Source organism: Nocardia wallacei, from assembly GCF_014466955.1.
Taxonomy (GTDB): Bacteria; Actinomycetota; Actinomycetes; order Mycobacteriales; family Mycobacteriaceae; genus Nocardia; species Nocardia wallacei.
Map to the genome: position 1 here is coordinate 7,130,844 of NZ_AP023396.1, position 13,538 is coordinate 7,144,381.

Below are 13,538 nucleotides of genomic sequence, written 5' to 3' on the forward strand. Positions count from 1 at the left end.
CGCGTTCCGGGGAACACTGCCCCCGGCCACAATTCGTGGCCGGGGACCGAATCGGCTCACTGCGCCAGGTCGTCGACCGTTGCAGCCTCGTTGCGGGACAGGTTGATTCCCAGGTTCGCCGCGGCGCGCTCCAGGTCCTCGTCCTCGCCTTCACGCAGTTCGATCGCCGCGCCGTCGGAGGACAGCACCTCGACATTGAGGCACAGCGACTGCAGTTCCTTGAGAAGCACCTTGAAGGATTCGGGGATGCCCGGCTCCGGGATGTTCTCGCCCTTGACGATCGCCTCGTAGACCTTGACGCGGCCCACCACGTCGTCGGACTTGATGGTGAGCAGTTCTTGCAGGGTGTAGGCGGCGCCGTAGGCCTGCATGGCCCAGCACTCCATCTCACCGAAGCGCTGACCACCGAACTGCGCCTTACCACCCAACGGCTGCTGGGTGATCATCGAGTACGGACCCGTCGACCGCGCGTGAATCTTGTCGTCCACCAAGTGATGCAGCTTCAAGATGTACATGTAGCCCACCGCCACCGGATACGGGAACGGCTCACCCGAACGACCGTCGAACAGCGTGGCCTTGCCGTCGGCGTTCACCATCGCCTCACCGTCGCGGTTGGGCAGGGTGGACCCGAGCAGACCGGTCAGCTCGTCCTCCTGGGCGCCGTCGAACACCGGGGTGGCGATGTTGGTATCGGGCTCCTGGCCCCACATCTCCTCCGGCAGGTTCTTCGCCCAGTCGGGGTCGCCCTCGACCTTCCAGCCCGCCTTGGCGACCCAGCCGAGGTGGGTCTCCAGGATCTGGCCGATGTTCATACGACGCGGGACACCGTGGGTGTTCAGGATGATGTCGACCGGGGTGCCGTCGGGCATGAACGGCATATCCTCCTTGGGGAGGATCTTGCCGATGACGCCCTTGTTGCCGTGGCGTCCGGCGAGCTTGTCACCGTCCTGGATCTTGCGCTTCTGCGCCACGTACACGCGGACCAGCTCGTTGACACCCGGGGGCAGGTCGTCGTCGTCCTCGCGGGAGAACACCCGGATACCGATCACCTTGCCGGACTCGCCGTGCGGCACCTTCAGCGAGGTGTCACGCACTTCGCGCGCCTTCTCACCGAAGATCGCCCGCAGCAGGCGCTCCTCGGGGGTCAGCTCCGTCTCGCCCTTCGGCGTGACCTTGCCGACGAGGATGTCACCGTCGCGGACCTCCGCGCCGATACGCACGATGCCCCGCTCGTCGAGGTCGGCGAGGACCTCATCGGAGACGTTCGGGATGTCGCGGGTGATCTCCTCGGCACCCAGCTTGGTGTCACGGGCGTCGATCTCGTGCTCCTCGATGTGAATCGAGGTGAGGACGTCCTCTTCCACCAGACGCTGCGACAGGATGATCGCGTCCTCGTAGTTGTGACCCTCCCACGGCATGATCGCCACGAGCAGGTTCTTGCCGAGCGCCATCTCACCGTTCTCGGTGGACGGACCATCGGCCAGCACCTGGCCCTGCTCGACCCGCTGGCCCTCGTCCACGATCGGACGCTGGTTGGCGCACGTGCCCTGATTCGACCGCGAGAACTTCCGCATGCGGTAGCTACGGCGCGTGCCGTCGTCGTGCATGACGGTGATGTAATCGGCCGAAACCTCTTCGACCACACCGGCTTTCTCGTTCACGACCATGTCGCCCGCGTCGACCGCGGCGCGCAATTCCATACCGGTGCCGACCAGCGGCGACTCGGCGCGAATCAGCGGCACGGCCTGCTTCTGCATGTTCGCGCCCATCAGGGCACGGTTGGCATCGTCGTGCTCGAGGAACGGAATCATGGCCGTCGCGGCCGACACCATCTGGCGCGGCGAGACGTCCATGTAGTCGACCTCGTTCGGGACGACGTACTCCATCTCCTCGTTGCCGCGGCGCGCGAGGACGCGCTCGTCGAGGAAGTTGCCGTCGGCGTCGACGGCGGAGTTCGCCTGGGCGCGGACGTGGCGGTCTTCCTCGTCGGCGGTCAGGTAGACGACCTCGTCGGTCACCTTGCCGTCGACCACCTTGCGGTACGGCGTCTCGATGAAGCCGAACGGGTTGACCCGCGCGTACACCGACAGGGTGCCGATCAGGCCGATGTTCGGGCCTTCCGGCGTCTCGATCGGGCACATGCGGCCGTAGTGCGACGGGTGCACGTCGCGCACCTCGAGGCCGGCGCGCTCACGGGACAGACCGCCCGGACCCAGCGCCGACAGGCGGCGCTTGTGGGTCAGGCCCGACAGCGGGTTGTTCTGATCCAGGAACTGCGACAGCTGCGAGGTGCCGAAGAACTCCTTGATCGCGGCCACGACGGGACGGATGTTGATCAGGGTCTGCGGTGTGATGGCCTCGACGTCCTGCGTGGTCATGCGCTCGCGCACGACGCGCTCCATGCGCGACAGGCCGACCCGGATCTGGTTCTGGATCAACTCGCCGACGGTGCGCAGGCGACGGTTGCCGAAGTGGTCGATGTCGTCCACCTCGACCGCGACCTCGACGCCGCCCGGGGCGGTCATCTCGCGGTCGCCCTGGTGCAGGCGCACCAGGTACTCGATGGTCGCGACGATGTCCTCGCGGGTGAGCACCGAGCCGGTGATCGGCTCGCCGGCGTTGAGGCCCAGCTTCTTGTTGACCTTGTAACGGCCGACGCGAGCCAGGTCGTAGCGCTTCTCCTTGAAGAACAGGTTCTCCAGCAGGGTCTGCGCGGACTCCTTGGTCGGCGGCTCGCCCGGACGCAGCTTGCGGTAGATGTCGAGCAGCGCCTCGTCCTGGCCGGCGGTGTTGTCCTTCTCCAGGGTGGACATCATGATCTCCGAGAAGCCGAAGCGCTCGGCGATCTCCTCGGTCGTCATGCCCAGCGCCTTCAGCAGGACGGTGACCGGCTGGCGCCGCTTGCGGTCGATGCGCACGCCGACGGTGTCGCGCTTGTCGACGTCGAACTCCAGCCACGCGCCCCGGCTCGGGATCACGCGGACGCTGTGCAGCAGCTTCTCCGTGGCCTTGTCGATGGACTCGTCGAAGTACACACCGGGCGAGCGAACCAGCTGCGAGACCACGACACGCTCGGTGCCGTTGATGATGAACGTGCCCTTGTCGGTCATCATCGGGAAGTCGCCCATGAAGACCGTCTGCGACTTGATCTCACCGGTGTTGTTGTTGATGAACTCCGCGGTGACGAACAACGGCGCCGCGTAGGTCATGTCCTTGTCCTTGCACTCTTCGATGGAGGCCTTGACCTCTTCGAAGCGTGGATCGGAGAAGGACAGGGACATCGAGCCCGAGAAGTCCTCGATCGGCGAGAGTTCCTCGAGCACCTCCTCGAGCCCGCCGAACGGGTTGACGTCGCCACGGGCGATCGCCTTCTCCCGCCAATCCGGCGAACCGATCAGCCAGGCGAACGAATCGGTCTGTAGATCGAGAAGACCCGGAACCTCGAGAGGCTCGCGGATCTTCGCGAAAGACACCCGCTTCGGGGCTCCGGGGATACCGGCCTTGGTCTGGGTGGAGACTGCCAAGATGCGTCCTTCCAGCACCTCACGCGCGTCCGGGTGGTGTCAGTACGTACGTGACACCACTCGACCGTCGCTTGTCTGCTACGAATTCCGCTGGTTACGACCCGAACGAAACCCGAACAGCAAAGAACGGAAGTAACACCTCGACGGTGGAACTTTCGTGATGCGATCAAGGTAAGGACAGGAGGCAGCCAGCGCAAACTCCAAACCTACACCCATACAGAGAGGGTGTCAAAGTACCATCCGAACCGTGTTTCGGACGGCTGGCGCGCCGAGGACCCCATCACGCTGGCTGCGTTCGAGCCTTCGGCGGCGAATCCACCCGGGCCCGGAGGCCCTGTGGCAGCTGCCGCTGTTGTGAATAGCGTGACTGGTCGGACGAAACTCGTCAAGTGTAGGAGGGGGCAAATCCCCTGTTGATTCCGTTGTGCATGCAACCGTAATTGCAGCGAATCGCAGGTTGAGCAGGGAAGATTGCTGATCGATTGCTCAGCGGTCGGCGATTTCACTCGCCAGCCAGTGGCCGTCGAGCTTCTCCATGCGCAGCACGATCGGACCCGACGCGCTCTCCTGCGGAACGTTGTTCTTCGTAGCGCTCACCGTCAGGTTGACCAGCAACTCCGCGCGGTCGTCGGTGAGCAAAGTCACACCAATGGGGTCGGCTGTGGCTTGCGCGGTCGACTGCGCCTGCTGGATGGCCGAGACCGTGGTGTCGGCGAACTTGTCGAAATCGGCGAGCATCTTGCCGGTGACGACGCCGTGCACGGCATCCTTGTAGCCGCCGATGGTCTTCACGTCGTAGGAGTAGAGCGTCTTCAGCGCGTGGTCGGCCGCGGCGGTGACCTCCTGCGTCGCGCGCGTGTCGACGTAGGCGTCGTTGCCGTCGGCCACGCCGGGACGGAAGGCCGCTACCGCGGCGAAGCCGCTGAGCAGCACGGCCGCGACCAGCAGCGCGGCCGCGAGGCTCCAGGAGGAGCGCAGCGCGCGGGCATCGGGCCACCGGAACGACGGACGGCGGTCACCGGCCGAGGAACCGGCACCCGACGAACGGTCGGCCGTCGACCGGCGGGTGCCGGAGACGGACCGGTCCGCTGCGGACTTACGATCCGAGCGACCCTCCCGCGGAGAACGATCGACGGGCCGGCGGACCGTCCGTTGCGTGGTCACCGAGGTCCGATCGGATGGGCGCAGGCGGTTCGAGACCTTGTTGACGGGTCGGCGCGAAGTCATGACGGCTACCTCCTACGATCCCGGCTGACCCGGTTGGGCGGGCGGCGCGGGCGCCTCGCTCGGCGCGGGAGCGGGCGCCGGGGCGCCGCCGGGCTGCCCGGGGGCGCCGGTCAGGTCGGGGGCGTTCAGCGGGACCATCTGCCCCAGCGAGTTCGCCTGTTCGGTCTTCCACACGTCGCCGGCCTTGGCCATGTCCAGCGTCCAGGTCGCGCGGAACGACTGCACCGGCACGTTGGGCGCGGTCTGGGTCAGCTGCAGCACCACGATGGCGGAGGCCTTGTCGCGCTCGCTGTCCAGGGAGTTCAGCGACGCGCCCAGCACCTTGGCGTCGATCTTGGTCTTGGAGTTCTGCGCGGCCTGCTTGATGCGGTCGCGGTTCTGATCGAGCTGGGCGAGCATGTCACCGGTCATCGAAGACTTCATCAGATCGATCGAACCGTCGATGTTGTCGGGGTTCATCGAGGACAGGTTGATGGCCGCCTGCCGCGCCGCGTCCAGCGCGCTGTCGCGGGCATCGGCGCGGGGACCGTCGGTGAACCAGGCGGCGCGCGCCCAGCCGACGCCGAACCAGGCCGCGGCGACCACCGCCACGACCAGCCACACCGCAGCTATCGCGGTGATCACCGTGCGCAGCGTCGTGGCGGACGCGGCATCGGCCGTGCGCTCCGTGGACGGAGGCGCGACCGGCGCGGCAGCTTCCGCCGCGGTCGGCGACGGCTGGTCGGTCGAATCAGAACTCACAGCGACACCCTAGCGTCGTATTCGCGATCACCGCTTCGGGGTCACCCCGATGAGGGGGGCCAGCTGGGCGGCGACCGGATTCAGGTTCAGCTTGTCCGGGTCGGTCTTCGGCGTGGCATCCCACGGCTGCGGGATGCTCGGATCGGCCAGATCCGCCCGCTCACCGCCGCGCACCGCGGTCGGATTGCCGAATGGCACAGTGCATTTCGCGTCGGTGTTGAACGGGAAATCGTCGCGGGTGTCGTCGAAGTTCGGGTTCTGCGCCTTCATCTGTTCGAGAATCCGCTTCGTGCCCTCGTAGCCGACGGTACAAGCCGGTGGGTTGTTGGTCTCGAGTACCAGCCCGAAGTGGCTGGTGTTGTCGCCGGGCGCGGTCGCCGAGCCGCCGATCGACAGCAGCGGCAGCATCTGCACCAGCGGTTTCAGCGCGTAGTACTTCGGCGAGATGGCCAGCAGCAGCGCACGCAGATTGGTCAGATCGGTGGTCAGCGCCGCGCCGCTCTCGTCCAGCAGGCCGCCGACGGCGTTGCCCGCGTCGGCGCCGGTGCCGATCAGGCGGCGAATGTCGGGATCGTTGGCGCGCAGCTGCACGGCCAGCTTGTCCAGGCCGTCGCTGAAGCGGCGGATCGCCGGCGACTGCTCGGCCTGGGTGCCGAGCACGGTCTGCGCGTCCCGGATCAGATCGACCGTCTGCGGCAGCGCCTCGACGCCGGTCTGGCTGAACTTGTTCAGCGAGTCGACCAGCACACGCAGGTTGTCGCCCTGCCCGTCGAACGCCTTGCCCAGCTCGGTGATGGTGGTGGACACCGCCTGCAGATCCGTCGTGCTCGCGAAACCGTTGACGCTGGCGAGCAATTCCTCGACCCGGATCGGCACCTCGGCGCCGTCGATCACCGAGCCGTCCTTCAGATACGGGCCGCCCGAGGAGCTCGGCACCAGATCCACGTACTGCTCACCGATCGCCGAGCGGTTGGCCACCACGGCCTTCGCCGTCTGCGGCACCTTCGGCTTGCCCGAATCCAGCTCCAGGTAGATGACGACTCCGTCGGGCGTGATGTCGAGGGAGTCGACCCGGCCGACCGGGACGCCGCGGTAGGTGACCTCGGCCCCCTTGGACAGGTTGCCGGTCTCCTTCGCGGTCACCTTCACCTGGTATTGGCCGAAGCCCAGCATGTGATCGAACTTGATGTACTTGCCGCCGACGAACACGACGCCGAGCACCGCGATCACGACGAAGGCGATCAGCTGGTAGCGCACCAACTTGCTCATCGCGGCTTCACTCCCAACTGCTCCAGGATCGAGCCGATCGGATCACCCGGCCCGGTGGCCGGTGCGACGACGGTCGGCGGCAGCGGCAGCAGCGACACCGTCGGCCAGCCCGGACGCGGGCCGTTGCCGTTGTAGTACGGATTGGTCGGGTTCACCGGCACCGGCGGCCCGTACCGCGGCGGGACGTACACCGGATCCGGTTTGCCCACACCGAGATTCGACAGCGTGGTGCCGATCTGCAGATCCACCGACAGCCAGGTGTTGACCGAGCCGCCGATCGCGGACTTGATCGCCTCGTCCGGGAAGGGGTAGGTCGGGATGAGCGGGAACGCGGTCACCAGGTCCGGCGCCGAACGGCCCAGCTCCTGCAGCGTCGGGCGCAGCGCCTGCAGGTCGCGGATCAAATTCTCCTTGGACCGGTCGAGCACGTCGAAACCGGCTTGGCCCACGCGATCGAGTTGCTGCAGCAGCCCGATCAACTGCGGGCGCTGCTCGTCGAGCACCTTGATGCCGGCGGGCAGCTCGTCGAGGATCTTGCCGATCTGCTCGGTCTGCTGGCCGACCCGCGACGACAGCGTGCCGAGGCCGTCCAACGCGTGCTGGATCTCGCCGACCTGGTCGTTCAGGCCGTCGATCAGGAGGTTGGCCTGGTCCAGCAGCGAGCGCACCTTGTCCTCGCGACCGGCGAAGGTCTTGTTCAGCTCCGACACGATCGGCTGCAGCTGTGCCACCCCGCCGCCGTTGAGCAGCAGTGACAGCGCGCCCAGCACCTGCTCCACCTCGGTGGCGTGCCGGGTGCGCTCGGTCGGGATGACGGCGCCGTCGGCCAGCGTGCCGGTGGCCGGTTCCTGTTTCGGCACAGACAGTTCCACGAACTTCTCGCCCAGCAGGTTCGACTGCTTCACCTCGGCGTGCGCGTTGGCGGGCAGCTTCACCGACGAGTTGACCAGCGTGCGGACGTTGGCGGTCCAGCCGTCGGGCGCCACGTCGATCTTCTCGACCCGGCCCACGGCCACACCGTCCACCTTCACCGCCGACTGCGGCACCAGATCGAGCACGTCGTCGAATCGGACGTCGATGTGCATCGGGTGCTCACCGACGTCGGCGCCGCCGGGTAGCGGCACGCTGTAGATGCCGTCGGAGGCGCAGGAGGTGACCAGCGCCGCCGAGATTCCGAGCACGGTGGCGGCCGCGCACCCGCGGACGAATCGGATCGTCATCGCGTCCCACCTTCCTGCTGAGACGGCGGCAGCTGATCCGACGGCGTGCCCGGCACCGTGCCGGGGACGGGGGCCCGCTGCTGGTTCTCCCCGCTGAGGATGCCGAACGGCAGGATCAGCGACGGGGTGGACACCCCGGCCTTGACCTGGTCGGTGATCGTCTTGCACTGATCCAGGATCGGGCGCAGCTGCCGGCTGATCGCGTCGAATTTCGGGTCCCCGGGCCGCAATTGGCCGAGATCGAGCATCTTGCAGACCGCGCCGAACGGGTTCTCCAGATCGGTGAAGTTGGCGCGCATGTCCAGCGTGCCGGACTCGCCGTTGTGCACGTTGATCAGGTTGCTCAGCGCCAGCGGCAGCACCGGCAGCAGGGCGGCGACATCCTGGCGCTGGTCGGACAGGGTCTGGGTCAGCTTCGTCAACGCCTCGGCGTTCTCCGCGATCAGGCCCCGGTTGTCGTCGATGAACCGGGCCACGTCGCCGAGCCCGATCGACAGCAGGTGCAGGGCCTGGCCGAGGTTCTGGCGCTCGTCGGCGAGGAAACCGGCCAGATCCGCCAGCTGCGTATTGAATTGACGCACCTGCTGGTCGCTCTCGGCGAGTGTGCGCACGAAGATCTGCAAATTCTTGACGGTGTCGAAGATGTCGCCGCGCGCGTCGGACAGATATCGCGCCGCGTACGAGAGCTGGGTCAGGCTGTTGCCCAGCGCCGCACCGTTACCGGCGAGGTTCGCCGCCGAGGTGCGCGCCAGCTCGTTCAGCGCGCCGTCCTTGTTGGCGCCGTCGGGGCCCAGCGCTTCGGACAGCTGCGCGATCGACTTGTAGAGCCGGTCGACCTCCACCGGAGTCGCGGTGCGCTCCTTCGGAATCGTCGCGGTGCGCGGCATCTTCGGTCCGCCCTTGTAGACGGGCGTGAGCTGGATGTAGCGGTCCGACACCACCGACGGCGTGATCTGGGCGGCCTTGGCGTCGGCCGGGATGTCGTAGTTCCGGTCGACCCGCATGGTGACCTTCACCTGCTCACCCGCGGGCTCGACCGAATCCACCTTGCCCACCGGCACGCCGAGGATGCGGACGTCCGAGCCCTCGTAGATGCCGATCGACTTGTCGAAGTACGCGGTGATCTTGGTGGTGTTGTAGTTGTCGAACAGCCACCACAGCACACCGGCGAGCACGACCACCACGACCAGAGCCCCGGCGACCAGCATCTTGGTGCCGCGGCCGGCCTGCCGGAACGCGGTCAGCGGATCCCGGCGGGTGCCCACCGAACGAGACGCCGTCATCAGTAGCCTCCCAGATTCCGGATCGGCGGACGATCGCCCGGGATCTCCGGCAGCGCCGGCGGGGTCAGGTTGACGATCACGGCGTCGAACCAGCGACCGGTGCCGAGCACGTTGGCGTACAAGCCGTAGAACGGCGCGGCCAGCGTCAGCGTCTTGGAGATGTTCTGCTGGTTGTCGTTGAGCATGTCGATGGCCGACTTCAGGTTGGTCAGCGCCGGGCCGATCTGCTCCTCGTTGTCGTGCACCAGGGCCGTCAGCTCCGCGGCCACCGTCCTGGCGCCGGTCAGCAGCTGCGAGATGGCCTGCTGGCGCACATTCAACTCGGCCAGCAGTTCACCGCCGTTGGCGAGCAGACGCTCGAATTCGGCGTTGCGGTCGGCGAGCACCTTGGTGGTCTTGTTGGTCGCCGCGAACAACTGCTTCAGCTGCTCGTCGCGCTTGGCCAAGGTCTCCGACAACCGGCCGATGCCGTCGATGGCGCCGCGGATCTCCGGCGGGGTGCCCGAGAACGCGTCCGACAGCACCCGCATGCTGGCGGCCAGCCGGCCGGTGTCGGTCTGCTCGAGATCCTTCGCGACCTCCTGGAACGCCTCGGTGACGTCGTAGGGAGACACGGTGCGCGACAACGGAATCGGCTTGCCCGGATCGGCGACGTGCGACCCCTTCGGGTCCAGCGCCAGGTACTTCTGGCCGAGCACCGTCTTGATCTGGATCGAGGCCGTGGTGTCGTCGCCGACCCAGGCGTCCTTGGTGCGGAAGTCCACCAGCACCTTGTCGCCGTCCAGGCGCACGTCGGCGACCGAGCCGACCTTCACACCGGCGATGCGGACCTCGTTGCCCTTCTTGAGCCCGGCCGCCTCGGAGAACTCCGCGGTGTACTTGGTGCCCGCGCCGATGAGCGGCAGCCGGTCCAGGAAGAACACCGACACCGTGATCAGCAGTACGAGGAACAGGCCCAGCCCGCCCATGAAGGCGGGGCTGCGCTTACCGGTCAGTTGCCGGTCGTCCATCAGCGGCCACCCTTCCCATGACAACGCGGGGCCGGGTTGGTGTAGAGCGGCTGGTTCACCGTCGGCAGATCGGTGATCGCGGCCGGCATGTTCAGCTGCGGCGCGTCCCTGGTTCCCGGCCCGGCGACGATATCGATGCCGCACAGATAGAACTGGAACCAGGAGCCGTAACTCGCGGCGCGGCCCAGCTTCTCCATCTTGATCGGCAGGTTCCCCAAGCCCTCGTTCACCTCGTCCGACCGATCGTTCAGGGTGCCGGTGAGCTGGTTCAGCCCGGCGATCGAACCCTGCAGGGTCGGGCGGGTGGGCACCAGCAGATCGGCCGTGGCCGAGGCCAGGTTGCCCAGCGACTGCACGGCCGAGCCGATCGTGCCCCGCTCGGCGTTCAGTCCGCTGACCAGCGCCTCGGTATTGACGATGAGATCGTCGAGTTGGCCGTCGCGCGAATTGATCGAGTCCAGCACGGCATTGAGGTTCTTCACGATCTCGCCGATCACCGCGTCCTTGTCGGCGATCTTGTTGGTCAGGCTCGCCGTATTCGACACCAATTCGGTGATGGTGCCGGACTCACCCTGGAAGACCTGGATGATCTCGTAGGACAGCTTGTTCACGTCGTCGGCCGACAGCGTTTGGAACAGCGGGCGGAAACCGTTGAACAGCGTGGTCAGATTCAGCGCCGGGCGGGTGCGGTCCAGCGGGATCGTGCCGCCCTCGTTGAGTTTGCGGCCCTGCTGCCCGGTGCCCTGCTCGAGCGCGATGTAGCGCTGGCCGACCAGGTTCCGGTAACGGATGGTGGCCGTGGTCGAGGCGGGCAGCCAATCCCGGTCGGTCAGTTGGAATTTCACTTCGGCCTGGTTGTGGCCGACCACCGACACCTTGGTCACCTTGCCGACCCGCACACCCGCGATGCGCACCTCGTCGCCCTTGTTGAGCGAGGTGACATCGGTGAACCGCGCCTTGAATTCCGGACCGCCGCCCGAATAGTTGGCGATGGTGACACCGAGCAGCGCGGTCGCGAACAGCGTCACCACGATGAAGATGGCGAGTTTGGTCAGCGGTCCGCCGAGCCCACGTAGATTGCCGCTCACTTCACACTCACCTCGCTTCCGCGCAGGGCCGGCGCGCCGATCCGGGTCACCCAGCTCGGCACCTGATCCGGCGAAACCCCGTTGGCCGCACCATAGATCGCGCCCAGGGTGTGCTGTTCGGCCGGGGAGCCCGCCAGGGTGGGGGCGGCCTGCCCGCCGTACACCGAGAACTGGGCCGGGGGGACCTGGCCGATGTCCGGGTCACCCGGGTTGCGGCTGGGTGGCTGATAGGAGCCGTCGTTGGCCGAGCCGGTCGGGTACTGGCCGGAGTCCACGCCACCGGGGAACTCCGGGAAGCACACCGGCGGGCGCTCGTCGAGCCAGCGCGGCTCGTCCTGGTTGGGCAGGTAGCGGCCGCGGGTGTTGGTCAGCATGATCGACACCCGCGAGCCCGGCAGGTCCGTGCCCTTGCCGAAGATGTTGTCGATACGCGGCTTCAGCTGCGCGAAGTTCTTGAACGTGCACGCGAAGGTAGGCGAATAGGTGCCCAGCAGTTCCAGCGCGGTGCGCGAGTCGGCCGCGATATCGATGATGTTGTCGTGGTTGGCCAGCAGGAAATCGGCCGTCTGCGCCGAGGTCGGCGTCAGTACCGCGTACAGCGTGTCGAGCTGGGTGCGCTTCTGCACGATGGTCGCGTTGAGCGCACGCAGGTTGTCGAAGGCGTCGACCAGTTGCGGCAGCGCGTCGGAGTAGGTGTCGGCCACGGTGGCGAACTGGCGGATGTCGTCCTGCAGGGCCGGCATCACGCCGTTCAGGTCGCGGAAGATGGTGTCCAGCCGGTCGATCGTGTGGCCCAGCTCCTCGCCCTGCCCGCCGAGCGCCTGCGACAGCGCGCCCAGCGTGGAGGCCAGATATTGCGGCGGAATGGATTGCAGCAGCGGTAGCACCGAGTCGAGCAGCTGGCTGACCTCGACGGCGTTGCCGCTGGCATCCTGCTGCAGGGTCATGCCCGCTCGCAGCGGCTCGCCACTGGGCTGCTCGGGCCAGACCAGTTCCACGTAGCGCTCGCCGAACAGCGTCTTGGGCAGCAGGCGCGCGGTCACGTTGGACGGGATCTTCTTCGCCTTGTCCGGGCTCAGCGACAGGTGCAAGGTGACCTTGCCGCCCGCGGACTCGCTGGAGCGGACCTCGCCCACATTGACGCCGCGCACCTTCACATCGGCGTTGCGCGTCAACGCGTTTCCCACGGTGTCGGTGACCAGGTCGACCTTCACCGTCTTGACCCACACCTTGTTGTAGGCCGCGATCGTGGTCGCCAGGAACAGCGCCATCACCACGAAGAACAGCAGACCGAGAGTGCGCACCCGGATCTTCTCCGTGGAGCGCCAGAACTGCACCCCGTTCATCCGGCCACCCGCACGGTAGTAGTCGTTCCCCAAATAGCAAGACTGAGGAAGAAATCCAGAATGTTGATCAGCACGATCGAGGCCCGCACCGCACGTCCGACCGCCACGCCGACACCGGCCGGACCGCCGGTCGCGGTGAAGCCGTAGTAGCAGTGGATCAGGATGATGACGAACGCGAAGACCAGCACCTTGAGGAACGAATACAACACGTCCTCGGGTGGCAGGAACAGACTGAAGTAGTGGTCATATGACCCGGTCGATTGCCCGTTGAACCACACACTGATCTGCCGCGAGGCCAGGAACGTGCCCAGCAGGCCGACGATGTACAGCGGGATCACGGCGGTGAAACCGGCGATCACGCGGGTGGTCACCAGGAACGGCACCCCCGGCACCGCCATCACCTCGAGCGCGTCGATCTCCTCGGAGATCCGCATGGCCCCGAGTTGCGCGGTGAAACCACAGCCGACCGTCGCCGACAGCGCCAGCGCCGCGACGAGCGGGGCCAGCTCGCGGGTGTTGATGTAGCCGGTGAGGAATCCGGTCAGCACGCCGCTGCCCAGCGCGTCGAGCGCCTTGAAACCCTGCAGGCCCACGACCACGCCGACCGATGCCGACATCATCACGACCACGCCGATGGTGCCGCCGATCACCGCCAGGGCGCCGGAGCCGAAGGTCACCTCGGCCAGCAGCCGCATGACCTCCTTGCGGTAGTGCACCACCGTGCGCGGAATCCACGCGATGGCCTTGGAGTAGAACGACATCTGATCGCCGGCGCGATCGATCACGTCGACCGGTCCGCGCAGCATCCTGCCGACCCGGCGCAGCTGCTT

At 66.9% G+C, this 13,538-nt stretch carries 10 protein-coding genes; all 10 read right to left on the reverse strand.

Features of this window, described 5'->3' with window-relative positions; translation table 11 throughout:
* Positions 1-56: 56 nt before the first annotated feature.
* Positions 57-3,542: a DNA-directed RNA polymerase subunit beta gene (gene rpoB, locus NWFMUON74_RS31910; protein ID WP_187685418.1), complete on the reverse strand. Its 3,486-nt coding sequence runs from the start codon at positions 3,540-3,542 to the stop codon at positions 57-59.
* A 468-nt stretch (positions 3,543-4,010) separates the two neighbouring features.
* Entirely contained in the window at positions 4,011-4,751 is a 741-nt protein-coding gene (locus NWFMUON74_RS31915) for a hypothetical protein (protein ID WP_187685419.1), read from the reverse strand.
* Positions 4,752-4,763: 12 nt separating this feature from the next.
* Positions 4,764-5,492: a hypothetical protein gene (locus NWFMUON74_RS31920; RefSeq protein WP_187685420.1), complete on the reverse strand. Its 729-nt coding sequence runs from the start codon at positions 5,490-5,492 to the stop codon at positions 4,764-4,766.
* A gap of 27 nt (positions 5,493-5,519) precedes the next feature.
* Entirely contained in the window at positions 5,520-6,761 is a 1,242-nt protein-coding gene (locus NWFMUON74_RS31925) for an MCE family protein (protein ID WP_187685421.1), read from the reverse strand.
* The gene (locus NWFMUON74_RS31930; RefSeq protein WP_187685422.1) at positions 6,758-7,981 is read right to left on the reverse strand and encodes an MCE family protein; all 1,224 of its coding nucleotides are present in this window, start codon (positions 7,979-7,981) and stop codon (positions 6,758-6,760) included. Before NWFMUON74_RS31930 ends, NWFMUON74_RS31925 begins: the two co-directional genes overlap by 4 nt.
* A complete protein-coding gene (locus NWFMUON74_RS31935) occupies positions 7,978-9,189 on the reverse strand; it encodes an MCE family protein (protein WP_425343094.1) in 1,212 nt (403 codons plus the stop codon). The genes NWFMUON74_RS31930 and NWFMUON74_RS31935 overlap by 4 nt, the downstream gene beginning before the upstream one ends.
* A 74-nt stretch (positions 9,190-9,263) precedes the next feature.
* Positions 9,264-10,274, reverse strand: a complete 1,011-nt coding sequence (locus NWFMUON74_RS31940; protein ID WP_187685424.1) for an MCE family protein — start codon at positions 10,272-10,274, stop codon at positions 9,264-9,266.
* The gene (locus NWFMUON74_RS31945; protein WP_187685425.1) at positions 10,274-11,362 is read right to left on the reverse strand and encodes an MCE family protein; all 1,089 of its coding nucleotides are present in this window, start codon (positions 11,360-11,362) and stop codon (positions 10,274-10,276) included. Before NWFMUON74_RS31945 ends, NWFMUON74_RS31940 begins: the two co-directional genes overlap by 1 nt.
* Positions 11,359-12,708 carry an MCE family protein gene (locus tag NWFMUON74_RS31950; RefSeq protein ID WP_187685426.1) on the reverse strand — a complete coding sequence of 450 codons (1,350 nt, stop codon included), beginning with the start codon at positions 12,706-12,708 and terminating at the stop codon, positions 11,359-11,361. The genes NWFMUON74_RS31945 and NWFMUON74_RS31950 overlap by 4 nt, the downstream gene beginning before the upstream one ends.
* A complete protein-coding gene (locus tag NWFMUON74_RS31955; protein ID WP_425300381.1) occupies positions 12,705-13,514 on the reverse strand; it encodes an MlaE family ABC transporter permease in 810 nt (269 codons plus the stop codon). The genes NWFMUON74_RS31950 and NWFMUON74_RS31955 overlap by 4 nt, the downstream gene beginning before the upstream one ends.
* Positions 13,515-13,538 lie beyond the last annotated feature (24 nt).

Excerpts from the sequence above, each read along its gene's own strand:
- NWFMUON74_RS31930 (WP_187685422.1), bottom strand. The coding sequence starts at position 7,981 with ATGACGATCCGATTCGTCCGCGGGTGCGCGGCCGCCACCGTGCTCGGA.
- NWFMUON74_RS31940 (WP_187685424.1), bottom strand. The coding sequence starts at position 10,274 with ATGGACGACCGGCAACTGACCGGTAAGCGCAGCCCCGCCTTCATGGGC.
- NWFMUON74_RS31925 (WP_187685421.1), bottom strand. The coding sequence starts at position 6,761 with ATGAGCAAGTTGGTGCGCTACCAGCTGATCGCCTTCGTCGTGATCGCG.
- NWFMUON74_RS31935 (WP_425343094.1), bottom strand. The coding sequence starts at position 9,189 with ATGCTGGTCGCCGGGGCTCTGGTCGTGGTGGTCGTGCTCGCCGGTGTG.
- NWFMUON74_RS31950 (WP_187685426.1), bottom strand. The coding sequence starts at position 12,708 with ATGAACGGGGTGCAGTTCTGGCGCTCCACGGAGAAGATCCGGGTGCGC.
- NWFMUON74_RS31915 (WP_187685419.1), bottom strand. The coding sequence starts at position 4,751 with ATGACTTCGCGCCGACCCGTCAACAAGGTCTCGAACCGCCTGCGCCCA.
- NWFMUON74_RS31955 (WP_425300381.1), bottom strand. The coding sequence starts at position 13,514 with ATGCTGCGCGGACCGGTCGACGTGATCGATCGCGCCGGCGATCAGATG.